Consider the following 23,008-nt stretch of genomic DNA (forward strand, 5'->3'; position numbering starts at 1 on the left):
CCGGGCGGCACGACGGGATTTGACGACAACGAAGGCGTCAACCGTTCGGATGGCGTCTGGTGTTTGACATTGACGCATCAACAGGCCCTACGGTGACCCTTCCAACACGCGTCATACTGGCTGTCGATGACGACGAGGCCGTCCGTCGGGTCGCAGCCGAGAACCTGCGTCGCCTGGGGTTCACCGTCATCGAGGCCCGCGACGGCGAGGAGGCGATGCGGGTGCTGACTGATCCCTCGTCTCCAATCGACTTGCTGTTCACCGACGTTCGCATGCCAGGACCGCTCTCGGGGCCAGCGCTTGCCGAGTTGGCTGTCCGCCAGCAGCCGGGCCTGAAGATCCTGCTGACGTCCGGGAATCTGCGTGACGTCACCGCAGGCGCGGACGATGGCCGGTTCCCGGTGTTGAGCAAGCCCTATCGACGGGCCCAGCTTGCCGCCGCCATCGAGGCGGCTCTCGCCGCCACACTGCCTGCTCATCCGTGATCGCAGGTCAGAGTCACTGACCAACTTCAGCCAAGGGCCAACTTCAGCCAAGGGCCAACTTCAGCCAAGGGAATGTCACGCTGTCGGACGTGTCCATGGTGGTGGTCGCCAGGCCAGAAAGGTCGTTGTCGCAATGCCCAGATATTCGTGCGCGATAGAAATGAACATTCCCTCGACTTTTTCTGAAAATCAGGTCATCCTTCCGACTGGGGACGAAAACTGTCGGTCGGAAGCTTCGGTTTCTTGCGTGCCGTGCGATGCAACGGGGCGGTAACGCTGCCGTGCGAAGCGCGTTCCCAATAGTACGCCGTGGGGAGATGTCAAAATGGCCGTCGATCTGAAATCACTTGTCAGCAAGCTCAATGCTCCGTGTCGCAAGGCCCTCGAAGATGCTGCTGGCCTGACCATGTCGCGCACGCACTACAACGTCGAGATCGAGCATTGGTTACTTAAGCTTATCGAAATCAAGGACGGCGACATCGCCAAAATCCTGTCGCGTTATGAGGCCGACCTCGGCCGCCTGACCGGCGAACTCAACCGCGCGATCGAACGCTTCAAGACCGGCAACGGCCGTCCGCCCGGTCTGTCGCCGCAGGTCGTGGGCCTGGCGCGCGAAGGCTGGATCTACGCCTCGGTCAACCGCCAAGCGCACGAAGTGCGCTCCGGCCACCTGCTCGTCGCCATGCTGAGCGACGAGACCATGTCGATCGCCGCGCGCAATGCGTCGGCGCAACTCGCCAAGATTCCCGTCGAAACACTGGCGCGCGATTTCGATCAGGCCACCGACGGGTCGAGCGAAGCCAAGGCCGCGGCTGCCGTATCGGACGTTCAGGCCGGTGCCGGCGCTGCCGGCGCGGCGCCCCGCAAGGGCCCCAGCGGCGCGCTTGATCTGTACACGACCGACCTGACGGCGCGCGCCAAGGCTGGCAAGCTCGATCCCGTGCTGGGGCGCGATCCCGAGATCCGCCAGTGCATCGACATCCTGCTGCGCCGCCGGCAGAACAACCCGATCCTCACCGGCGAGGCGGGTGTCGGCAAGACATCGGTGGTCGACGGCCTGGCGCTGAAGATCGCGGCCGACGATGTGCCCGACAAGCTCAAGGGCTGTGCCATCCGCGTGCTCGACCTCGGCCTGCTGCAGGCCGGCGCCGGCATGAAGGGCGAGTTCGAGAACCGCCTGAACGGCGTGCTGCAGGACGTCAAGGCCTCGCCGCAGCCCATCATCATGTTCATCGACGAAGCCCACATGATGATCGGTGCCGGCGGCCAGGCCGGCCAGGGCGACGCCGCGAACCTGCTGAAGCCGGCGCTGGCGCGCGGCGAGTTGCGTACCATCGCCGCCACCACGTGGGCGGAATACAAGAAATACTTCGAGCGCGATCCGGCGCTGACACGACGCTTCCAGGTCGTGAAGGTCGAGGAGCCGGACGAGCGCAACGGCATCGAGATGCTGCGCGGTGTCGCCACCGTCATGGAGCAACATCACAAGGTGCGCGTGCTCGACGAGGCTGTGCAGGAAGCGGTGCGCCTGTCGAACCGCTACATCGCCGGTCGCCAGCTGCCAGACAAGGCGATCAGCGTGCTCGACACGGCCTGCGCCCGTGTTGCCATGGCACAGGCCTCGACGCCGGCCGCGGTCGAGGATTCGCGGCGCCAGATCGAGATGCTCGACGTGCGCCTCAACATCCTGCGCCGCGAACAGCAAGCCGGCGGCGACCATGCAACCGACATTGCCGAAGGCGACCTGGAGGCGGCCAAGCTGCGCGAGGAACTGAAGGGCCTCGAGGAGCGCTGGGCCAAGGAGAAGGTGCTGGTCGACGAAGTCACCGTGCTGCGCGCCGATCTCGAAGGCGAGTTGAACGAGGACGAGCGGCCGGCCAAGAAGGCGGCACTAGACGCCAAGTGGTCGGAACTCAAAGCCCTGCAGGGCGAGACGCCGCTGGTCATGCCGCTGGTCGACGGCCAGGCAGCGGCGGCCATCGTCGCCGACTGGACCGGCATTCCCGTCGGCCGCATGATGGGCGACCAGATCCGCACGGTCCTCAATCTCAAGGACAAGATGGCCGAGCGCGTGATCGGCCAGGATCACGCCCTGGAGCTGATCGCCAAGGGCATGCGCACGGCCCGTGCCCGCATGCAGGATCCGCGCAAGCCGCTGGGCGTGTTCATGCTCGCCGGCACGTCAGGCACCGGCAAGACCGAGACGGCGCTGACCTTGGCAGAGCAGATGTATGGCGGCGACCAGGCGCTGACCATCATCAACATGAGCGAGTTCAAGGAGGAGCATAAGGTCTCCATGCTGGTCGGCTCGCCGCCGGGCTATGTCGGTTACGGCGAGGGCGGCGTGCTCACCGAGGCGGTGCGCCGGCACCCCTACTCCGTGGTGCTGCTGGACGAGGTCGAGAAGGCCCACCCCGGCGTGCAGGACGTCTTCTACCAGGTGTTCGACAAGGGCATGCTGCGCGACGGCGAGGGCCGCGACATCGATTTCAAGAATACGGTGATCATCCTCACGTCCAACGCCGGCACCGATTTGATCGCCAAGCTCTGTGCCGACCCCGACACCCGGCCCAATCCGGATGCCCTGAACGAGGCCCTGCACCCGGAGTTGCTGAAGACCTTCAAGCCGGCCTTCCTCGGCCGTATCACGATCGTGCCGTACTACCCGCTGGACGAGCAGACGATCAAGAAGATCGTCCGCCTGCAGCTCGGCCGCGTCGTCAAGCGCGTCGCGGAAAACTACAAAGCATCAATGACTTATGCCGAAGAAATGGTCGACACCATCGCGGCGCGCTGCACCGAGGTTGCCTCCGGTGCCCGCAACATTGAGCAGATCATCCAGCGGACTCTGCTACCCGAACTGTCCAGCAGCTTCCTTGGCGCTTTGGCGGATGGAAAAGTTATCCACAAGGTCCATGTCGGGGTAGACAAGGAAGGACGGTTCGAGTATATGATTGAGTAATCGCTCATATCGAGCTTGTCCTCCGGCGAAACGAGAACGCGGCTCTGCCCGGGAGCCCAGCGGGATCGGGGGACTAACCGGGCGGTGCGTGAGGAGGCCGAGGGGCCCTTTAGGAGGACAAAATGGCTGAAGACAGAACATACCTGAAGCTTGATGGCATCGAAGGTGAGTCGACCGACACCAAGTTTTCGAAGCAGATCCAGGTCATCGGTGAGGTGGCTTGGTCGGTCGCCAACCACGGCGCCCAGATGAGCGCAGGTTATGCCTCGGGCGGTTCGGGCGGTGCCAAGGCGGACTTCTCGCCGATCACCTTCATGAAGTCGGTGGACAAGGGCACGCCCAAGCTGATGACGGCCTGCGCCACCGGCAAGCCGATCCCCAAGGCGGTCTTCTCCGAGATCGAAACCGCGGGCGACGGCACCAGCAGCCTGCGCCGTGAGACGACTCTGGAAGACGTGATGGTGACGGCCGTTCACCGCTCGGGCGGACACGACCAGATCACGATCCACTATCAGAAGATCGAGTTCAAGTTCATCGAGCGCGACGGCAAGGGCAACGCGACGCCCCACTCCGCCAAGTTCGACGTCGCGAAGGCCGAGAAGGGCTGATCTGCCCGGGTTACGGCTCAACCATCCAAGAGCACGGCGCGGCCCCCAAGCCGCGCCGTTGCCTATTCAACGCGATTTACCTTTGGCACCAGAATGGGCATCGGGCTTGTCGGGCGAGAGGATGTAGCTGAGGCGCAGTTGGCGAACAGCGGGACGCGACGAGGTCGGACCGGCGACGGCCAGGATCAGTTCGATCACCCGTTGCTTGTCGTCGGCGCCACGGAACACCACCAGGCGGCCATCGGATGTCGGTATGTTGCGGGCGATCGTTTCCTTCTTGAAACGCAAGTCGTCGGTCAGGAAGTAATTGCGCAAGACGTTGGCAAGGCCGGTCACCATATCCGCTCCGGCGGGGCCGACGGCGTTCCACAGTATGTTGACCTGGATCAGGGCCTTGGACCGTTGCCCCAGCACGTAGGCGATCTGACCATCCCCTGTGCCCTCGATCAGATCACGTGCCACGATCTCAAGCACACGGGTTCGTTCGACGGGATGTTGCGATGCTTTGACAGCGGCATCGGCAAGACCGAAGTCGGTCCGGATCGCGGCACGAACCTGCGCTTCCTTCATGCCGAACCGCGCCGACCGGAAACCTTCGATGCCGGAATGGACGTCCGATGCGGATGTTTGTCCGGTTGTCGGTGTCGTTGCTCCCGGTGTCTGGCTCACGGCTCCAGGCGCGGTGGCAACGGCGCACACCATGACGAAGAGACAGGCGAACTGACGGCGGAGCCAGGTTGCGTTCATTGCGGTTCCATCTGTCGCACAAAAAGTGAGGAAGCGTTCGTTTTTTCTTGACCGCTGGGGAGATGCGACCCAAACTCCCGCATTGATCCAGCGGAACGATCGTGCCGCACAAGGGGTACAGTTATGGCTAGGTTTACGCAGAATCGGAAGTTTCTGCAGATCGAGTCTTCCCTCGGTCCCGACACGCTCATTCTCCAGGGGCTCTCGGGAGAAGACGCGATCAATGAGCTCTACCGCTTTCGGATCGAAGCCATATCGCCGGAAGAGGTGATCGCACCGGCGAAGATCCTCAATCAGCCCGCCGGAATTAGAATCGGCCCCCCGGACGACTCCTATCGGTGGCTGCACGGCATCATCACGCACTACTCGCAACACGGCGCAGTGCGCAATTTCGTATCGGGCGAAACCTATTACCGCTATCGCTTCGACCTTGCGCCCAAGATGTGGCTCCTGACGCAGCGTAAGGAATGCCGCATTTTCCAGAACATGTTCACGAAGGACGTCGTCACCAAGGTCCTGGCCGAGATCGGCGTCACGCCCGCCGTGATGCCCTCTTCGCCAGGGAAGAAGTGGGAGACGTGCGTCCAGTACATGGAAACCGATTTCGCCTTCGTCTCGCGCCTGATGGAAGAGGAAGGCTGGTTCTATTTCCACAAGCACAGCCAGTCCAAACACGACCTCTATATCGTCGACGACTCCAGCAAGTACTACCCGATCGAGGGCGGCCCCAACGTCTATATCGGCCACAAGAATACCCAGACCCACAGCATCAGGGGCTGGGAGGTGGAGCAGCGCATCCTGCCGACGGAGTGGGAGACGGGGGATTTCAGCTATCTGAAAGTCGACCAGTCGAGCGCCAAGCCCGGTACGGTGCTGCCCAAGCCGGTGTCGACGCCGCTGACGATCTTCGACTATCCCGGCGGCCATATGGACACCGGCGACCAGCAGACCCGCGCCAAGCACCGGATGGAGGCCGTCGAGTCCGGCAGCAATGTCGCGACGGGCCACGGCACGTCCGTGTTCTTCTCGGCCGGCGCCCACTTCGTGCTGCAGGATCACTATACTGCCAGCGAAAACGGCAAGCCGTGGGTCATCGCCCGCGTGCAGCACATGGTCACGGACCTGACGGAAATCACGTCGGAGACCACGCCGCCGTCCTATTCGAACACCTTTACCTGCGCGCCCAAGAACAGCAACCTGCGGCCACCGCGCTCGACACCGCGCCCGATCATCCCCGGCACGCAAACGGCCATCGTGACAACGGCCCAAGGGTCGATGGACCCGGAGGGCCATGGCCGGGTCAAGGTGATGTTCCATTGGGTTGCCAAGGGCCGCGGCCGCGGTTCCGGTGAATCGTGCTGGGTCCGCGTGGCACAGCCCTTCGCCGGCCCCAAGTTCGGCTTCCAGTATGTCCCCCAGGTCAACGATGAAGTCATCGTCGCCTTCATGGACGGCAATCCCGATCATCCCCTGATCATCGGATCGGTACACAACGGCAAGGCCAAGTATCCCTGGGACCTGCCCACGAACTGGACTCAGAGCGGTTTCCGTACGCGCGCCAACGGATCGGGCAAGTACGGCGAAAAGTCCAACGTCCTCCAGTTCGAGGACAAGGGCGGCAGCGAGCAAATCTGGCTGAACGCCTCGAAGGATCTGCTGCGCCAGATTGCCTTCAACGACAAATCGCAAGTCGGCAATGACCAGGATCAGCTCGTCGAGATGAACCGTACCCGCAAGGTCGGTATGAACGAGAAGGTCACCATCGGGCTGACCCAGCACATCAAGGCCGGAACCAAGATCGTCCTTGAGTGCGGCGCATCGAAAATAACAATGGATCCGGCCAGTATCAAAATGGAGTCGGTGATGATCACAATCAAAGGTTCGGCGATGCTGAAGGAAGAAGCGCCGATGATCAATATTGAAGCCGCCGGCATGTTGACGCTGAAGGGTGGTATCATATTCATCAACTGAGGTCGTTGGGGCGGCACGGTTGGAGGAGGCGATGGCAGAGCAGGCGCAGCCGTTGGTAAAGCTGGTGACGACCACGGTCGGTGACGTCGCTGCATTGTGCGAACTGACCGCCCCGGCGAAGGACATGGTGCCCGGTGCACCCAACCCCGAGGCCTATATCGGTTCGCTGACCCAGGCGGGGTTGATGTCCGACGCCATCCGTTGGCTGGCGCAGGGCCTGCGTCCGCGGGAGAGCGTGTGGTGGGCCTGCCTGGCGGCACGTGCCTATGTCGAGTGGGGAAACACGCTTCCCGAGCCCGACATTGCCGCGCTCACGGCAGCCGAAACCTGGGTTTTCAAGCCCGAGGAAGAGAACCGGCGCGCAGCCATGGCAAAAGCCCAGGACACAGGATACCAGAGCCCGGCCGCGTGGGCTGCCATTGCCGCGTTCTGGAGCGGCGGCAGCATGGCGCCACCCGAGTCGCCGGCGGTACCACCGCCACAGCATCTGATCGGTCGTGCCGTCTGGGGCGCCATCATGATCGCCACCGGCTCCTCGCCGCCGGCGGACTTGGAGAAACGTCAACGGCAGCTTCTCGATCAAGGCCTGGACATCGCCCGAGGCGGCAACGGCCGCGGCAATGCCGGCTAACATTCCCGACGCGGAAGATCACGTCGGGTTCGGTGTTCATGCTGCAATCGCCGGGCGCCGCTCGCCGAACGCGATCTTCTATCAGCGCGACTGCCGGTAGATAGATCAGACGGCGCGCCGGGATGGCGCGGGCATGTCGCCATTGTGCTATGGTCGCGCCGGGCCCGCGGAACGGAACCTATTGCTGCGGGATTCGGAAGAGACACGCATGAATGCCCCGCTTCGCCTTCGAGTCCACAAGGCGCCCCTGACCGAGACGCCGCCTGCTCCGCTTCTGCTGACGGGCAGCCCGGTGAGTATCGGCCGCCGTGATGACAACGGATGGGTGCTGCCCGACTCGACAGCGAGCGTTTCACGCAAGCACGCCACGGTCATGGAGCAGAACGGCATCTGGCGGGTCGTCGATGAGTCGGCGAACGGGACGCTGCACAACGGCCAACTGGTCGGCCGCGGCAGCGCACGCCCCCTCGCCGCCGGTGACATCATCAAGATCGGCGACTACGAGATCATCGTCGAGCCCTGCGAGGATATGGGCGGCGGCATGCGCCAGGGCATGCCCATGGCGCCGCCGGTGCAGCCGCTGAATGATCCGTATGGTGTGGGCGATTTCGCGCGCGCCGACTTCGGTGCGCCGCCGCCGACGCCATCGGGACCATCGCCGTTCGATCCGCCACCGCCGGAACGGCTGGCCGAAGCGCCTCGTGCGATCGATCTGTTCGGCGATTTTGCCGCCCACCAGGTTGCCCCCGGCGTCGGGGTTCAGGCCAATCATGAGGCCCCCGTTGCCGCGTTCGGCGGACTGGACTCGCCCGTGGATCCGCTGGCGGCCCGCGGACCGAGCCCCTTCGGCGCTCCTGCCGGCGGATCGGACAGTCCGTTCGGCGCGCCGCCCGCCAGCGGGAACGACTGGGGATCGCCCGCGCCGAACCCGGCACCCAGCGCCGGCGCCCTGGTCAACGACCCGTTCTCCAATGTTGGCGGCGGGTCGGTCTTCGGCGACCAGTTCGGTTCGGCGGATGCCATCCGCAATCCCCTGTCGGGGGGATCACCGAGCGCCGATGCCGGCCTGAAGCCGGCTGATCCCTTCAACGCGCCTGGCGGTCCGTCGGTTTTCGGCAACGACGCCAGCCCGTTCGGCAATGCCGACCCTGTCGGCTACGGTCGTGAGCAGCCGCCGGCCGTGTTGGGTTTCGACGCGGTCGCCCTGCCTGAGATCGGCGGGTCCGGCGGCAACGCCGCGCTGCCATCTGATTGGAATACGGCGCCGATGTCGTCGGGACCCGCCGCGCCACCGCCGGAGTTTGATCCGATCGAGCAGGCGCTCGCCGGCCTGCAAACGCCCGGCGCACCCGGCGGCGGGTTGCCAGTCTCGCCGCAGCCGGCGATCCCCCGGCCGGCGGGAAACGACGCCGCGAGCGGCGCCTTGTTTGGTACGCCCGGCCCGGCCCCTGCTGCCGGCGGTATGCCCCCACCGCGACCAGACGCATTGCCATCGGCGGCATCCTTCGGCCCGCTGCCCACAGGCAGTGATCAAGGACCGCCGAAGGGCGCGCCGCCGCCGGGCGGCGACTTTTTCGGTGCGCCGATGGGTGGCGCGCCGGTGATGGAGGATGTCTTCGCGCATCCTGGCGCACCGCCATCGGCCGTCCCTCCGTCGGCCAAGTCCGGCACGGCGGTGGGAACGCCCTCGACGCCCGCCGGTGCGCCGTCCCCGGCCTTCCAGCCACCGGCCGCCGGCGCCGTATGGCAGCAGCCGGCGCCACCACCGGCGCCTTCCCGGCCGGCGACTCCGGCGCCGACACCGGGCGCCGCCAAACCGGCTGCCGCGCCCGGCGGCGATGCCTTGTTGCGCGCCTTCATGGAAGGCGCCGGCCTGCAGCAGGTCCCCCCGGATCTGGACGCCGTACAAGCGATGCGCACGCTGGGATCTTCCAGCCGCGCCATCGTTTCCACGCTGGCACGGCTGCTGGAAGCCCGTCGCCTGCTGAAGGGCGAGTTCCGCATCACGCAAACCGTCGTCGGTGCGCGCGAGAACAACCCGCTCAAGTTCTCGATGGACGAGAGTGAATTGATGCTGGTGCTGCTGGGATCGGTCCGCCCCGGCTTTCAACGCGGCGAAGCCGCGGTGTGGGATGCCGGCCGCGATCTCGAAGCACACCAGTTGGCGATGTTGGCCGCCTTCCGCGCCGTCATGGATGCGGTTTTCGCCCGGCTGGCACCGGAAGCCATCGCGTCGAGCGAAGAGGCCGGCTTCTTCGGCCGCCTGTTGCCGCAGGCGCGCGACGCGGCGCTGTGGGAGCGCTATGCCAAGATCTACGGCGACCTGCGGCAGGACATCGGCAACACCCTGGCCGGCCGGCTCGGGCAAATCTTCGCCGAGGCCTACGAATCCGAGAACGGCCGCCGAGGCGGGTCGCGATAGCCCATCAGGCGATGCGATCGCAAGACAGCAGGGTGTCGTTCTTGTCCTCGACGGCGGGAAGATTGCCGACCCAGGTGTTCCAGCCCAGACGCGGCCCATCGCCACCGCCCCAGTCGCCGAGCTTCAGCGACGGTACGTCTTCCTTCTTCAGCGACAGACGGACATCGAAATAAAGCGCTTCGCCGGCGAACAGACGGGCGAAGTGCACGAGGTGGCGCAGCGGTGAGCGGTCGGGCAGAAACATCCGAAAGCGCTCGTACGAGAGCGGCCCCAACGCGACCCTGTAGGCGCCTTCGGGACGCATGATGCGTTCACCGATCACCGCCTCGTCTCCGAGCCGGCAGAATCCTTGCGGCACCAGCTTGGTCCGTTCGCTCTCGGGCAGCCGATGCCAGTGCGGCGTGAACGTCTCGACGCGGATCGGCTCGGCGAAGTAATCCGACAGGACCGCTTCCAGAACGACGGCGGAGCGCGGATTGCCGGCAAGGGCCCCGGCGTAGAACCGCAAGGCCGCGTGCGGAACCGACAGGCGCCCTTTGAGACCCTCGGTACCGAAGCCGATCAAAGCATCGATCAACCCGGTGATACCGGCCTCGGCAGGCAGGATGTCGCGGGCCGTTTCATCCGGTGGCGTCTGCGCCGTCAGGCGGTACTTGGTCCACGCCCGCATGAAGAAGCTGGCGGCGCGGTGCAGGAAGAGATCGAAGAATGCCGCCAGCGACGTATCCTTGTCGCGGATGCGCGCCTGGATCAGCTCGCTGTAGGCTTGCGGCATCACGCCCGACGGCCCATGGAGGCCGATGAAGGTCACGCCCAACTTGGCTTCCGTTTCCGGCTCCTCGCGGTAGAACGTCAGATCCGACGGTGGAAAGGCCAGCGCCGTCTCGGATACGAAGCGAACGACTTCCTGCTTCGGATGGGCATCGCGGCCTACCGGTGCCGAGCGCCCAGCCCGCTCGGCCGCTTCCTCGCGCGCGGCATGCCGCTCCAGGATCAGAAGCGCCTGCAGCGGGTCGAAGGCCTGCGGTTCAGTCCGCAGGTGCTCGATCAGAGGAGTGTCTTCTCGCCTGTCCGCGGCGGCCATGTTGCAAGTTTCCCTGTGCGACCGGTAAGCCGGACCGACAGCCGGGTAAAGGCGTTGATGGCGGCGTAGAGGCCAAAGAAGCGCTCGAGCACGCTGGCGAGCAAGTAGGCGGTGCCCGGCGAATAGCTCTCGGGGGCGAGAACCAGATCGAGATCCAGCCCATGGGCGATCGCGGTGGACACGCCCGTCGGAACCCGGGCCAGCGCCCGGCGGCTTTCGATCGAGGTGATGCCGCCGATCAGGCCACGCGACTCTTCCCGGTCACCCCAGTCGTAGAGACGCAGTATTTCGCGCAAGGCATCCGCGCCCGCTGCACCATCGGTGATTGACAGGTGACTGAGTGACAAATGCGACAGCAGGCGCCACAGGCGTCCACTCGACAGCGGCGGCCGGCGGGTCGGCGTGAACGGTGTGATCATGCCGATCCGGCGGATGGCCGATACCGGCGTCACCAGATCGAGCCGGATCTGACCACCCGATCCGGACAAGCGCGCCAGCAGATCGCGGTTGAAGCACAACGTATCGACGGACAGAACCCAGTTCGCCGGCGCACCGGCATTCGCTTCGCGATTGAAGATCGACAGGAAGAGTTCGGTGCCGCGATCGCGGGTGATGGCGCTGGCGCGCCGGCTCGCCTGCCAGAAGCGGCTGCCGGGCGCTGCATCATGTCGAATGCCGAAGAAAGGCTCGACGGCGATCTCACCGGATTCCGATGCCGTCGCCGTCACCCGCTCGATGGAATGGATCTCCAGCGCCTCGGGGCGTCGGGCATCGGGAATGACCCGGTTCTCGAACTGCGTTCCGTCGAGCCGCACCGGCTCGGCCCGATGCTGGAACAGGTTGATGACGGGAACGCAATTGAGCTGCAGGTCACCGGCGACGATGCCGCGTTCCAGTTCCTTGTCCGTGTCGTTCAGGTAAAAGAACAGGTCGAGTTCGCGCCCCGCGCCGGCCAGGCAGCGGGCCGCCACACCGCTGATCTCGAAGAACAAGAACTTCTGCGGCAGGGCAAAGTATTCCGTGAGCAGGCGGTATCCCACGAACGATCGGGCCGGGTACGGCAGCATGCCTTCATCGCGCCCGAAACCAACGGCGGTGACAGCGCGCGGCGTCAGGAACACCGGTCGTATGTCGTCCGGGCCCTCCGAAACCGCGATGCTGACCAGCCGGTTCATGATCAGCTCGTACAGCGGCAGCGCCCGCGCCATCGGCGCGGCAACAAAGAAGCGCAGCGGATCAGGCTGCAGCTGATCGAACGTGGCGCCCGCCCCCATGCACCGCAATCGCACATGCAGCACGCCAAGGGCGCCCGTGGCCCTCGGGTTGACGGGAGCCCGGAATGGACGGCCCTGCAGCGCCGTGCTCACGACCTCGATGGGCCAGACGGTCAGGTTCTGCGTGGTCCGAACCCGGCAGCGCTCGCCGTCGACCGGGTCGGTTTCCAGTTCCTCATGCCGGGGCAGGCGCACCGGCTCCGTCGCTTCGGCGGTGGGCTCCATGCGCGCAATGCCCATGGGAGGCACGGGCAGCAGGTAGTGCGGAAAAAGGGCGCCGAGGACCGACTCGGTCAGCTCCGGAAATTCATCCTCGATTTTCAGGCGGACACGTGCATTGAGCAGCGCAACCGCCTCGATCAGACGCTCGACATGAGGATCGGCCGAAACGTCCGGGCCGAGCCTGAGACGGCCTGCGACCTTGGGATAGGCTTCGGCAAATCGCTGCGCGTCGCGGCGCAGAAATTCGAGTTCACGATTGTACAGAGGAAACAGATCGTCCATGGCACCGCCTACCGGTCGGCAACGGACATGAGGCGCGTAGCGCTGTCGATGTGCGTGTCGAAGGTTACGGGCTCAGGCGCCGGGTCGGCGTGCATCATGGCCTCGATGCGCAAACGAGCCGAGCGCTCCAGACCGTCGCCCCGCGTATCGAACTGTACCCGGACCGAAATCAGACGCGGCTCGAAGCGCCGGATGGCCTCCGTCACCCGCTTGCACAGCATGCTGCGCCATTCCCCGTCCAGCGACAGAGCAGAAAGGTCAGGCAATCCGTATGCCACGACCGAGCTGTCAATCTCGCCGAAGACTGACGGCCAGCCGCGGCACCGCTCCCGGGTATTGAGCAGTATTTCAAGATCACGACGAACGGCCTCGCGCAGACGGGTCATCGTCTGCGCGGCCGTCATCGCCCGCTCCCGTTGATCGTCCGGCCGTTCGTCGATCAGCCGATCCAGAACCGAGAGCTGAGCCCTTAAGGTGTCGTCATCCAGCGCCATGCCAATGTTCCGTCCGCCGTCTCAGGACGCTCCGAACTGGACAGTGCGCAATTCGTCGATGCTCAAACCGTCATCACCGACCAGGAACAGGCGCAGGCCGAGGCCGCGTGTCGGCGTGCCATCGCCGCCTTCCCACTGGGTGGTCTGCCCCAGGCGAAGCGCATCGATTTCACCGTCGGCCGGCAGCGCCGGGTAGGTCGCCGGTACATAAACGACGCCCTCTGGCCCACCACGCACTTCCATGCGGCACTGGCGCCAGATGATATCGCGCGGGCGCGACGGCTTCTCGAACTCCATAAAATCGATCCGGTCCGTCGGAATCCAAAAATACTTGCCGGTGCTGGTCAACACCTCGACGAAACCGGCACACAGATCGTCGGCATCCCGGAAATCCTCGAACGCCGCGCCATCCTCGCCCAACCGGCCCGGTGTGCGGGTGCGCTTCTCGTCCGCTTCGCTCAGGATGGCGGCCGCCTCCTTCGCACGCCCGTCGCGCAACTCCACCAGCGCCAGCAAAGCGGCCTGGACATAGGGACCTGGTTCCGTGGCAACCTCGGGCGCCCGGCCTTTTTCAAAGACCTCCTGGCGGGCGATGGCACCACGCAGGAGCTGGCGCGATAGCGCGACAGATACTCCTAGCTGGACGTTCTGCGTGGACAGCAGGTCAAGCTGTCGATCGGCTTTGTCATAGGCGCCGACCAGCATGTGCAGGTCGGCAAGAAAAGCCCGGCCATCGATGTCCGTGGGTTTGTCGCGGACCACGGCTGTCTGCGCCTCGATGGCTTCCTGCAGCTTGCCTTCACGGAATAAGGTTCTGGCGTCTGTCATCTTATTGCTCCCGTCGATCTGCCGCCCCAATTCACGGCATCACGATGCGCGTTGGGTCTGTCGAACCGTACTGATCAGATTGAATGTGGCACCCATCTCGTCGAGCTGGAACTGCGGCTGCAGGCGCGCGATCAAAGCGTAGTGCCCAGGCTTGTCCGGAAGTTCCCGGACGTCGATGTGCGAGCTTTGCAACGGATAGCGCAGCTTCAGCTCCATCGACGAGTCGCCGCCGCCGCCCATCGTATAGTCGAGGAGCCATGCCGACAGCCGCTCGCGGCACGTATCGGGTGTCGCCGTGGCACCAATGATGTCGCGCGCGATGACCTTGATGTAGTGCGCAAAACGCGAAGCGCACAGAATCTGCTGCAGCATCGACGACAGCTTCGCATTGGCGCGCGCCGCGCTGCGGTCATACTTGGTCGGCTGCCACACCGCCTGATTCGAGTTGAAAACGATGTACGACGTCAGGCGTGCCGTCATCACCGGGATAAAGCCCAGCTCCGACAACTCCCGTTCCTGACGCTCGGTCAGGAACGTTTCCACCGGCGGCCGTGTTGCGACGCCGGGCCGATCGGTGTGGAACCACGGCAAGGGCAGGCTGTCGACCATGCCGCCGCCGGGCAGGTCACGCCCGGCGCCGCGAATGTCGCCGAACCAGGCGTAGGTGCCGAAGGACCGGATTACAACGGCGGCAAAACCATAGGCCGCCGTGCCCCACAGCCAGTGCCCTGCATTCTCGGCATGCACCGTCTCGCGGTACACAAATCCATCCGCGCGCGATCCGTCCGGCCGATACGGCAGGCGGATCAATATGCGCGGCAGCGCCATGCCCAGGTAGCGGGTGTCGTCGGTTCCGGTGCGCAAGGAACGCCACCCGGTGAACTCGGGGCGCCGAAACATGCCGGGCAGGTCGATCGTGGGCACCAGTTCGCGGAAACGATCGACGCCGAACATGGCGGGCGAGCAGCCGATGATCGTCGGCGCATGAGGCGCCGCAACCACGCCGGCAAAAGCCCTCAGCGTTTCCATGTCCTTCGGATGCTTGCTTGGCTCGTAGTCGGCGACGATCAGGCCGAAGGGCTCGCCGCCGGGCGTGTCGAATTCCTGCGTGTAGATCTTGTCGAAGGCCTCGCTCTGGTCGAACTCGACAGCGCGCTCCAGGTCGCGCGTCAGCTCGCGCCACGACAGATTGAGCACCCTGATCTTCACGCCCTTCAATCCGTCGGACAGGCGCACCAGCCAAGCGATCCCACGCCACGACGCCTCGAGGCGTTGCAGCCGGGGGTGATGGAGAACGGCGTCGACCTGCGCCGACAAGAGCCGGTCGATCGCTACGATCAGCCGATCGATCCGGGCGCATACTTGGCGGTTACGGCGAAACAGCGCCGCCCGCTCCGCTGGCGTCAGACTGGCTGCCGACGCGACGGGGGCAGCCGGCATTGCCAGCTGCCCCTCGACTGTCGCGGCGACAAGTCCAGCGTCGGACAGCGACAGACCCGTGGAGCCTGCGTGTTCGCTGGGAACGGCGTCCTCGGGTGCTGTCACTTGCCTTCCTTAGGCGGCCGCCTTCGGAATGCGCGCGACCATCCGCAACGACGTCGTCAGTTCTTCCATCTGCAGCCACGGCCGCAGATGCGCCACCGCGTAATAGGATCCCGGCGCGCCGGGTACCTCCTGCACGGTGACACGAGCCTCGCGCAACGGATACTTGGCCTTCATCTCCGGCCCGGCTTCCTCGTTGGCGTTGACGTAGTTGTTGATCCAGCGGTTCAACCACACTTCGGCATCACGCCGCTCCATGAAGGAGCCGATCTTGTCGCGGCCCATGATCTTCAGGTAGTGCGCAAAACGCGACGACGCCATGATGTACGGCAGGCGCGACGAGATCGCCTCGTTGGCGGTCGCTTCTGCCCGATCGTACTTCTTCGGGCGGTGCGCGGTCTGCGCGCCGAAGAACACGGCGTAGTCGGTGTTCTTGTAGTGGCAGAGCGGCAGGAAGCCGAGATCCGACAGCTCCTTCTCGCGCCGGTCGGTGATGGCGATCTCGGTCGGGCACTTCTGGTCCTGATCGCCGTCATCGCTGACGAACGTATGCGACGGCAGGTTCTGGACCATGCCACCGTTCTCGGCACCACGGATTGACGTGCAGAAGCCGCTGCGCGCGAACGAGTCGGTCAACCGGGCGCCCAGCACGTAGGCTGCGTTCATCCAGCAGTAGTGCTCGTGAGTCAGCGCCTTGCCGGGTTCGCCTTCCTCGTAGTCGAACTCATCGATCGGCTTGGTTTCCGCGCCGTACGGCAGACGCGCCAGCGCCCGCGGCATGGTGAGCGTGACGAACCGCGAATCCTCGCTGTCGCGGAACGAACGCCAGCCCGCGTACTTGACGCTGTCGAAGCCCTTCTTGAGGTCGCGGATGTCCCGCAGCCCGCGGAAGTCGCTCAACTCGAACATCTTCGGGTCGGCAGCCGAGATGAACGGCGCGAAGGAGGCAGCCGCGACGCCGCCCAATCCGCGCAGCAACTCGACATCGTCCGGATGCGGCGAGAATTCATAGTCGCCGATCAGTGCGCCATACGGCTCGCCGCCGGGCGTGCCGAACTCGTTCTCGTAGATCTTCTTGAACAGCAGGCTCTGGTCGAACTCCGTCGCCTTGCTGAAATCGTTCAAGAGCTGACGCTTGTTCAGGTTGAGAACGCGGATCTTGAGGCTGGTGCCCGTCTCGCTGTTCATCACCAGGTGATGCAGTCCCCGCCAGCTCCCTTCGAGCTTCAGGAACTTGTCATGATGCATGACCTCGGCCAGCTGGCTCGAGATCTTGGCATCGATGAGCGCGATCGCGCGGCGGATCGTCTGGCTCAGGTTCTTGCTGAACTTGACCGTGCCGGCCATCGCCTGCTCGGTCAAAGCCTTCAGCAGGTCCTGTGCCTCGTTGGCGTCGGTCTGCTTGGTGGCACCGATGGCGGCATCGAGCAACGATGCGCCTTCTTCCGTCGCGACTTGCGCCGCCTGTGCCTGGGTCTGTGTCTCGCCAGCCATGGATTAGCCCTCCCCGCCGCGCTTCTTGATCTCGTCGTGCAGCTTCTTCACCGCGTCCTCATCGGCGAGAACCTTCTCGAGAAGCTGTTCGAGATCGTCGGAACGATCGGCCTTGGTCATAAGGTCACGAAGCTTGTCACGCGTTTCCTTGAGCTTCCGCAGCGGCTCGACCTGGTCGACGATCCGCTTCGGCTCGAAGTCTTCCATCGAGTTGAACTTCAGGTTCACGGCCATCTCGCTGCCGTCATCCTGCAGCTTGTTCTGAACCCGCATGTTCAAGCCCGGCGTCATGTTCGACATGATCTTGTCGAAGTTGTCGCGGTCGATCTGGACGAACTTGCGATCCCGAACCTCGGGAAGCTTTTGCGTCGGATCGCCCGAGAAGTCGCCCATCACACCAACGACGAAGGGCAGTTCCTTCTCGACTTGGGCGCCCTCGGTTTCGACTTCGTACTTGATGTGCACGCGTGGTTTGCGCACGCGATCCAGCTTTTCCTGAGTAGAACCAGCCATCGGAACACCTCCCTCGAACCCCTAGAAGAAAATAACACAACGGGTCTCGCATGCGCGACTCCCGTATTCCCGGCGACCCGCCCCGGCCGCGGCTACTCCTGAACTTCAGGCGGTTTGGGCGGCCGGATCCCGGCGTTTTGAAGAACACGCGTACGCACATCTTCGTCCGGCAACAAATCGGCCAGCAGGTCGAACAGAGGCATGCGAGCCCGTTCGATCATCGAGTCGAGCGCATAGGAAATCGGCGAATGCGGCTCGCGCTCGCGAAAGAATTTTGCGACGGCGTTCAACATCTCCAGCGCTTGCTCGCGGCTGGCAAAAGACCCCGGCCGCGCGATCATGGCGGCGACGCCACCACCGTCGGTGGCACCCGCCGTACTATCACCGCCGCCGGCGGAGGCGCCCGCGGCCGCCGACTCCTCGTCGGTCAGATAATGCCCGCCCAGGAGGCGAACCATGCGGTCGGCGGCTTCAAACGCTTCCCTGATCTGCGACGATCCGGGCGCGTCGCGGCCCAGCTTGTCGTCAAGCAGCGTCGTGACACGCTGATAGGCCGCCGCAGCAGCAGTGAGGTCCGCCATGAGCGGCTGGTAGAACGCGGCGCCACCCTGACGGGCCAGGTTTTCAGCCTCGGCTATCTGCTTGTCGCGCTGAAGCTGTTCGCACTTGCCCAGGCCAAAGGCACCGTTGTCCCCGACGGGGGTTATCGGCACATTCTTCAGCGGCCTGATCAGCGCCCCTTCGCGGTCGGTGCCATTGAGACCGGCGAATGGCTGCCCCTTGGCGCCGGCATCGCCGTCCTCGGTATCGTAGTTCAGGTTGTCCCAGTAGCGTTCGATCAGCTCAGCCGCCAGGGTAAAACCATCCCTGAGGCCGGCATAACCCTTGTCGTCGGGGCTCACGCGAACCAGCGCCTCGATCATCCAGGACACAACTTCAATGTCCTTGGTCGTCTCGCGCAGGGTTTTCTCGCACATGTCGAGAAGGCTCTGCCACTCTCTCTTGACGGCCGCGTCGTCGCCGGCATCGCTCTCGCCGTCCTGGGCGGCGACTGCCGCCATGGCAGCCTGGCGCTCGGCCGCACGCGCCTGACCCTGCAAGCGGCGCAATGCGTAGTACGGTGCATTGTCCGACTCATCCTGACGCAGGTTGGGGCCGCACGGGTTCTCGCCCTCGAACGGAGCCGCCAACGCCTCGATGTCAATCACAGGCGGCGTGCCAGCCATCACCGCTCCTTGGCTGCCGATATCAGAATTCCGGACATGGAGGCGTCCCCCACCGACTACATCCGATCATCCGGAATCGACCGGGCCCGCGCCAATCAGCAGCGCCCACGACCGCCCCGGCGGCCACAGCGCCCGATCACCGTTGCCCTCGCAGCCGCTGGTCCACACCATCAGCGCAAACCAGCGGCGACGATGCCATTCCGGCTTCATTCGCCCCAGAACGTGCTTTGCACCACACCGCCGCCTGAGCGGGGCGTGGCGTCCCCCAAAGTCACGAACCGATATTTAGCACCTGCACACGACGGTTGCGACCGTTCGTCGGGTCGTTCGGCAACAGCAGCTTGGCGCTGCCCAGCCCGCGCCCCTCAAATCGGTCGCGCGACAGCCCATGCTGACTGACGAGATAGTCGATCACCGCCTGAGCCCGCCGGTCGGACAGGCTCTTGTTGTAGGCTTCGCCCCCGGTCGTATCGGTGTGACCTTCGATCACGAACCGATCCGTTGGGTTCAGTTTGAACACTTCGGCGAGCTGATCGACGACGCGCTTGGCGTCCGGCGTCAGCTGATCCGAGTCGATCGCGAACTGGACAGCCAGTCCCAGGCCCTTCGGCGCGGAAGGCTGCGGCGCGGTCGTGCTGTCGGCGGCCGGCGCTCCGGCTGCGGGCGCCGCTGCCGCAGGTGCCCGTGTCCCGGCAGGTGCCCCTGCCGCCGGTGCCGCCGGCTTGGTGCCCGAGTCCGGCGTGCCGATGACGACGCGGCCGCGCGTCGTGTCACCACCAGGACGGCCCGTGCCACCACACTCGGGCGGCAAATTACGCCCCAGCGCGCGATGCATATCGCAGCGGCTGACTTTCCCAGCCGTGCCATCGACCACCTGCGCCTGGACCGGCAAGCTGCAGAAGGCCAGTCCGATGGCGGCCGACGCGGCAAGCGCGCTGGCCAGCTTGGTTCTCTGAAACATGGATCCCCTCCATGGGAATAACGACTGAGCCATCGAGTCATTCCCACTCAGCAATAACTCTATCGACTCTCTCGTCATACCGCAATATGAAGTGAGTGATTACTCGCAGTAATGCCTTACTCGTTACTCAACGTCAAGCGCGAAATCCGTTTTCCGTATCAGGATCCGGTCCGTTTCCGGATCAAGTTCCCGTCCGCGTTCCAGACCCGGCGAACACGAACGGCGCCCAATAGAACGGGTGCGCCCAGCGCGCCGGATCCTGGCCGGTCCCCGCGCCGCTGAGCAAGTCCAATTGAGTCTCGCGCAGAACGTGGGCCGGGTTGCCGCCTTTGCCGATCGCGGCCAGCACATTGACCATCATCAGTGTCGTCGTTTCGTCGGCGACATTCCAGTGCGATGCCATCAGGCCACGCGTGCCGGCCGTGAAGAAGGACCGCGCCAGCCCGGAAAACGCTTCACCGGCGCTGCGCCCATCGGGACCAGCCGTGTTGCAGGCCGACAGCACCACCAGGTCGGCATCCAGGCGCAGGGCCGCGACATCGGCCGCGGTCAGCAGCGCCTCGGCGCCATTACCCTGGCCGGTCAGGATGACCGGTTGGCGCAGGCAACGCAGTTCGGTCGGCAACAGGGCGTGGGCGGCAAAATGAACGACGCGATACTGATCCAGCCCGCCGCGCGTCACGGCGCTGCGGCTGAAGGCGGTGCCGAGACGGGTCGCGGCGGTACCGCTGCCGAGTTGCCGGGCCGCCAGTGTTACCTCGCCCTCCGCCAACGGAAGGCTCGGCAACGACGCCAATTCCCGCGCATCGCGATCGCACGACTGGGTCGTACCGTCGTTGGGGCGCGTTACCTGCACGACGCGCGCCGCCGTGGCCATGGGCAGGGGTGCGAAGCCGCCGAAGCCGATATAGCGGTTGGGCGCCCGGGATTGGGCAGCGGCGCGGCGCAGCAAAACCAGGGATTGCGGCGCCGGCACGTAGGACATCGCCAGAGACTTCGCCAACCACGCGACCTTCTTGTAGTCGGTGACGTCTGCAATCGGCGGCGGCGCGGTGCGGACCAGAAGCGCGAACGGCAAGGACTGCAGGGCACCGTTCGTGGCGATGACCAGGTCGTTCAGCCCTTTGAGCTGACCGTCCACGGGGCCCAGGAGGCGCTTGTAGAGGTCATGGGCCAGGGCTACGTCGTAGGCCGGCAATTCGCCGCGCCCATCCGGCATGAAAGCAGCGCGCAGCTTCGCCACCATGTCGGCGGCATCATCCAGCGTCAGGGCGACGCGATAGGCCGTTACGCGGCCATCCCGGGCCAGGAAGCCGTAGCTTCGTTTCGGGCCCAGCACGATTTGCAGGAACCCCTCGCCTGGCCTCAGTACGCCGATGATGTCCTTGGCGGCCGCCTGACCTTCGATCAGCTGGAAGTAGTTGGGCAGGATCCGGCGCACTTCCTGCTCGGCGGCGTCGCGACGCTGGTTGGCATCCGTGATCTGGGCGTCGATCGTCTGCAAGGTCGCCAGTTCGGCGCCGCGGTTGGCGGCGATATCGCGGCGCTGATAGAGGTCGGTCAGCCGCGTCTCGAGGTCCTGCAGTTCGCGCACCTTCTGGTTGCCGTCGCCCAGACGCACGGCTGCCTGCGCCACGTAGGCGGCCGTGACGCCGGTGCTGATGAGCTGCGCGGCATCAAACATCTCAGCCGCGGTCGCACCCTCCGACACGCCTGACCTGCCGGCCAGAACGTCGAGATACGGCAGGACCGCATCGCCCGGGACCGTGTTGCGCCGTGCCCGCAGGATCTGCGCCCCGCGGCGGAACTCCGACAAGGCCGCGGTGCTATTGCCGCGCTGCAACTGAATATCGCCGGACTCGAGGAACGTCTTGCCCGCCGGCTGCGACTGCGGCAGCGCCTCGCTGAGGCCACGTGCCGAATCGCCGAGATCGGCGCCGGCGGTTCCCAGATCCTTGGTCGACGCCGCACTCAGCCCAGCGATCCGGATCGCGCGCCAACGGATGCCGCCCGGGTCAATCCCGATCCCCTCGAGCAGGGTGACGGCGCGCATCGCGTACTCGCGACTCTGTGCCGGCTGCTTGTCGGCCAACGCCAGCAAGGCGCGTGTGCGATAGATTTCAGCGACGCCCTGGGCGGCCAGCTGCATCGCCGGGCTGATCGTCACGGCGCTGGCAAGGTCCTGCCCCATGCCCCGCTTGCCGCGCGGATCGGAGAATTGCTGGCCGCGAACGCCAAATCCGTAGGCCGGTATCTGGTTCTGGCGTGTCGCCTGGCGGGCCATGAACGGCCGCAGATCGGGCGCGCTCACGAAATAAAGCTCTTCGGCTTCGTCGAGCATCGTGCGCGCGTCGCTGCGCTTGCCTTGGTTGGCGAGGTTCTGCGCCGTGTATTGCCGCACGCGGGCCTTGACCAGCGGCTCCTGGACACCCGCCACCAGTGCCCCGGCGCGACGGTACAACTCCGCCGCCTCGTTGAACCGGCCCTGATTACTGATGTTCAACGCCAGATGCACCAGGGCATCGACTTGATCGGGGTTGTCGCGCCCGAACAGGCGTTGATGCAGCGCCAGCGCGTCACGATAGGCGCGCTCGGCCTGCTGATAGTCTTCCTCGACGTTGTGGCGCGCGCCGACCCGCATCAGGCTCTGGTAGCGGTCGATGTCGCCGGATCCGAAGCCCGTCGTGAAGCGGCCGCCCAGCGAATCGGTGATCGACCCGCGTCCGGCACCCGCGCCAGCGCCGCCCAGCGCGCTGATCGTCGCCTCGATCGCGGGCGCGGCCGTCGACAGGCCGTCACCGAGGAACGTGAAGTTGCCGCGGATCGTCACGACTCCGACATAGGGCACGCCCCCGGAGCGCCGCGCGCAGGGCAGCAGGACGGCCGGGTTGGATCCCAGTGTCGTGCTGGTGGGATTGTTGCAATGAGCGCGCCCATCGAGGTAGCTGCGCCACGGCCCCGTCGCAGCCAGGCCGCCGAGATTGGCGACCGGCTGCGCGCCGTCGAGCTGGAAGACCCGCGCGACCGGATCCAGAGCCTTGCCGCAGAAAATATCGTAGGCACCGCGCGCGGCCAGCGCCTGATCGACGCCGACCGCCTTGTAGGTGCACGCCTCGCCGGCGCGCGACTGACCCGCCGGCGCGCCGGCAGGCTGCGGCGCGGCCGGCGTCTGCTGCGCCCACCCGCCATCGGCGGCCCCGATCATGGCCAGCATGGCCAGGGTCAATGCCCGACCGCCTGCCCGATGATGTTTCACGACTAT

General features: G+C 65.3%; 17 protein-coding genes. 6 read left to right on the plus strand and 11 right to left on the minus strand.

Annotation, left to right across the window (positions count from 1 at the left end; genetic code table 11):
- Nucleotides 1-92 precede the first annotated feature (92 nt).
- The 3 genes from FQU96_RS22000 (at nucleotide 93) to FQU96_RS22010 (ending at nucleotide 4,055) form a co-directional block, all read left to right on the plus strand.
- On the plus strand, nucleotides 93-485 hold the full coding sequence (locus FQU96_RS22000; protein ID WP_178130641.1) for a response regulator: 393 nt from the start codon (nucleotides 93-95) through the stop codon (nucleotides 483-485).
- Nucleotides 486-810: 325 nt separating this feature from the next.
- Nucleotides 811-3,447, plus strand: a complete 2,637-nt coding sequence (gene tssH / locus FQU96_RS22005; protein WP_146543492.1) for a type VI secretion system ATPase TssH — start codon at nucleotides 811-813, stop codon at nucleotides 3,445-3,447.
- 122 nt (nucleotides 3,448-3,569) lie between these two features.
- The gene (locus FQU96_RS22010) at nucleotides 3,570-4,055 is read left to right on the plus strand and encodes a type VI secretion system tube protein Hcp (protein ID WP_146543493.1); all 486 of its coding nucleotides are present in this window, start codon (nucleotides 3,570-3,572) and stop codon (nucleotides 4,053-4,055) included.
- 66 nt (nucleotides 4,056-4,121) lie between these two features.
- Here the strand turns inward: FQU96_RS22010 and FQU96_RS22015 are convergent, their stop codons facing one another.
- Nucleotides 4,122-4,802: a hypothetical protein gene (locus FQU96_RS22015; protein WP_146543494.1), complete on the minus strand. Its 681-nt coding sequence runs from the start codon at nucleotides 4,800-4,802 to the stop codon at nucleotides 4,122-4,124.
- Between the two features lie 123 nt (nucleotides 4,803-4,925).
- Between FQU96_RS22015 and FQU96_RS22020 the strand changes: the two genes are divergently transcribed.
- The 3 genes from FQU96_RS22020 (at nucleotide 4,926) to tagH (ending at nucleotide 9,826) form a co-directional block, all read left to right on the plus strand.
- The gene (locus tag FQU96_RS22020; RefSeq protein WP_146543495.1) at nucleotides 4,926-6,773 is read left to right on the plus strand and encodes a type VI secretion system Vgr family protein; all 1,848 of its coding nucleotides are present in this window, start codon (nucleotides 4,926-4,928) and stop codon (nucleotides 6,771-6,773) included.
- A 31-nt stretch (nucleotides 6,774-6,804) separates the two neighbouring features.
- The gene (locus FQU96_RS22025; protein ID WP_146543496.1) at nucleotides 6,805-7,404 is read left to right on the plus strand and encodes a hypothetical protein; all 600 of its coding nucleotides are present in this window, start codon (nucleotides 6,805-6,807) and stop codon (nucleotides 7,402-7,404) included.
- A 208-nt stretch (nucleotides 7,405-7,612) separates the two neighbouring features.
- Nucleotides 7,613-9,826: a type VI secretion system-associated FHA domain protein TagH gene (tagH, locus tag FQU96_RS22030; protein WP_178130642.1), complete on the plus strand. Its 2,214-nt coding sequence runs from the start codon at nucleotides 7,613-7,615 to the stop codon at nucleotides 9,824-9,826.
- A gap of 4 nt (nucleotides 9,827-9,830) precedes the next feature.
- Here the strand turns inward: tagH and tssG are convergent, their stop codons facing one another.
- The 10 genes from tssG to FQU96_RS22080 form a co-directional block, all read right to left on the minus strand.
- Nucleotides 9,831-10,910 (minus strand): type VI secretion system baseplate subunit TssG, encoded by a 1,080-nt coding sequence (gene tssG / locus FQU96_RS22035; RefSeq protein ID WP_146543498.1) that lies wholly within the window; start codon nucleotides 10,908-10,910, stop codon nucleotides 9,831-9,833.
- A complete protein-coding gene (gene tssF / locus FQU96_RS22040; RefSeq protein WP_146543499.1) occupies nucleotides 10,874-12,688 on the minus strand; it encodes a type VI secretion system baseplate subunit TssF in 1,815 nt (604 codons plus the stop codon). Before tssF ends, tssG begins: the two co-directional genes overlap by 37 nt.
- Before the next feature lie 8 nt (nucleotides 12,689-12,696).
- Nucleotides 12,697-13,182, minus strand: a complete 486-nt coding sequence (gene tssE, locus FQU96_RS22045; protein ID WP_146543500.1) for a type VI secretion system baseplate subunit TssE — start codon at nucleotides 13,180-13,182, stop codon at nucleotides 12,697-12,699.
- A 21-nt stretch (nucleotides 13,183-13,203) separates the two neighbouring features.
- Nucleotides 13,204-14,040, minus strand: a complete 837-nt coding sequence (locus FQU96_RS22050) for a type VI secretion system accessory protein TagJ (protein WP_146543501.1) — start codon at nucleotides 14,038-14,040, stop codon at nucleotides 13,204-13,206.
- Between the two features lie 9 nt (nucleotides 14,041-14,049).
- Nucleotides 14,050-15,555 carry a type VI secretion system contractile sheath large subunit gene (gene tssC, locus FQU96_RS22055; protein WP_146543502.1) on the minus strand — a complete coding sequence of 502 codons (1,506 nt, stop codon included), beginning with the start codon at nucleotides 15,553-15,555 and terminating at the stop codon, nucleotides 14,050-14,052.
- Nucleotides 15,556-15,564: 9 nt separating this feature from the next.
- Entirely contained in the window at nucleotides 15,565-17,046 is a 1,482-nt protein-coding gene (tssC, locus tag FQU96_RS22060) for a type VI secretion system contractile sheath large subunit (RefSeq protein ID WP_146543503.1), read from the minus strand.
- A gap of 3 nt (nucleotides 17,047-17,049) precedes the next feature.
- The gene (tssB, locus tag FQU96_RS22065) at nucleotides 17,050-17,559 is read right to left on the minus strand and encodes a type VI secretion system contractile sheath small subunit (RefSeq protein WP_146543504.1); all 510 of its coding nucleotides are present in this window, start codon (nucleotides 17,557-17,559) and stop codon (nucleotides 17,050-17,052) included.
- Nucleotides 17,560-17,651: 92 nt separating this feature from the next.
- A complete protein-coding gene (tssA, locus tag FQU96_RS22070) occupies nucleotides 17,652-18,785 on the minus strand; it encodes a type VI secretion system protein TssA (RefSeq protein ID WP_146543505.1) in 1,134 nt (377 codons plus the stop codon).
- Nucleotides 18,786-19,056: 271 nt separating this feature from the next.
- Nucleotides 19,057-19,746: an OmpA family protein gene (locus tag FQU96_RS22075; RefSeq protein ID WP_178130643.1), complete on the minus strand. Its 690-nt coding sequence runs from the start codon at nucleotides 19,744-19,746 to the stop codon at nucleotides 19,057-19,059.
- A gap of 181 nt (nucleotides 19,747-19,927) precedes the next feature.
- Nucleotides 19,928-23,002 carry a CHAT domain-containing tetratricopeptide repeat protein gene (locus FQU96_RS22080; RefSeq protein ID WP_178130644.1) on the minus strand — a complete coding sequence of 1,025 codons (3,075 nt, stop codon included), beginning with the start codon at nucleotides 23,000-23,002 and terminating at the stop codon, nucleotides 19,928-19,930.
- Nucleotides 23,003-23,008 lie beyond the last annotated feature (6 nt).

This window comes from Reyranella sp. CPCC 100927 (assembly GCF_007859315.1).
GTDB lineage: Bacteria > Pseudomonadota > Alphaproteobacteria > Reyranellales > Reyranellaceae > Vineibacter.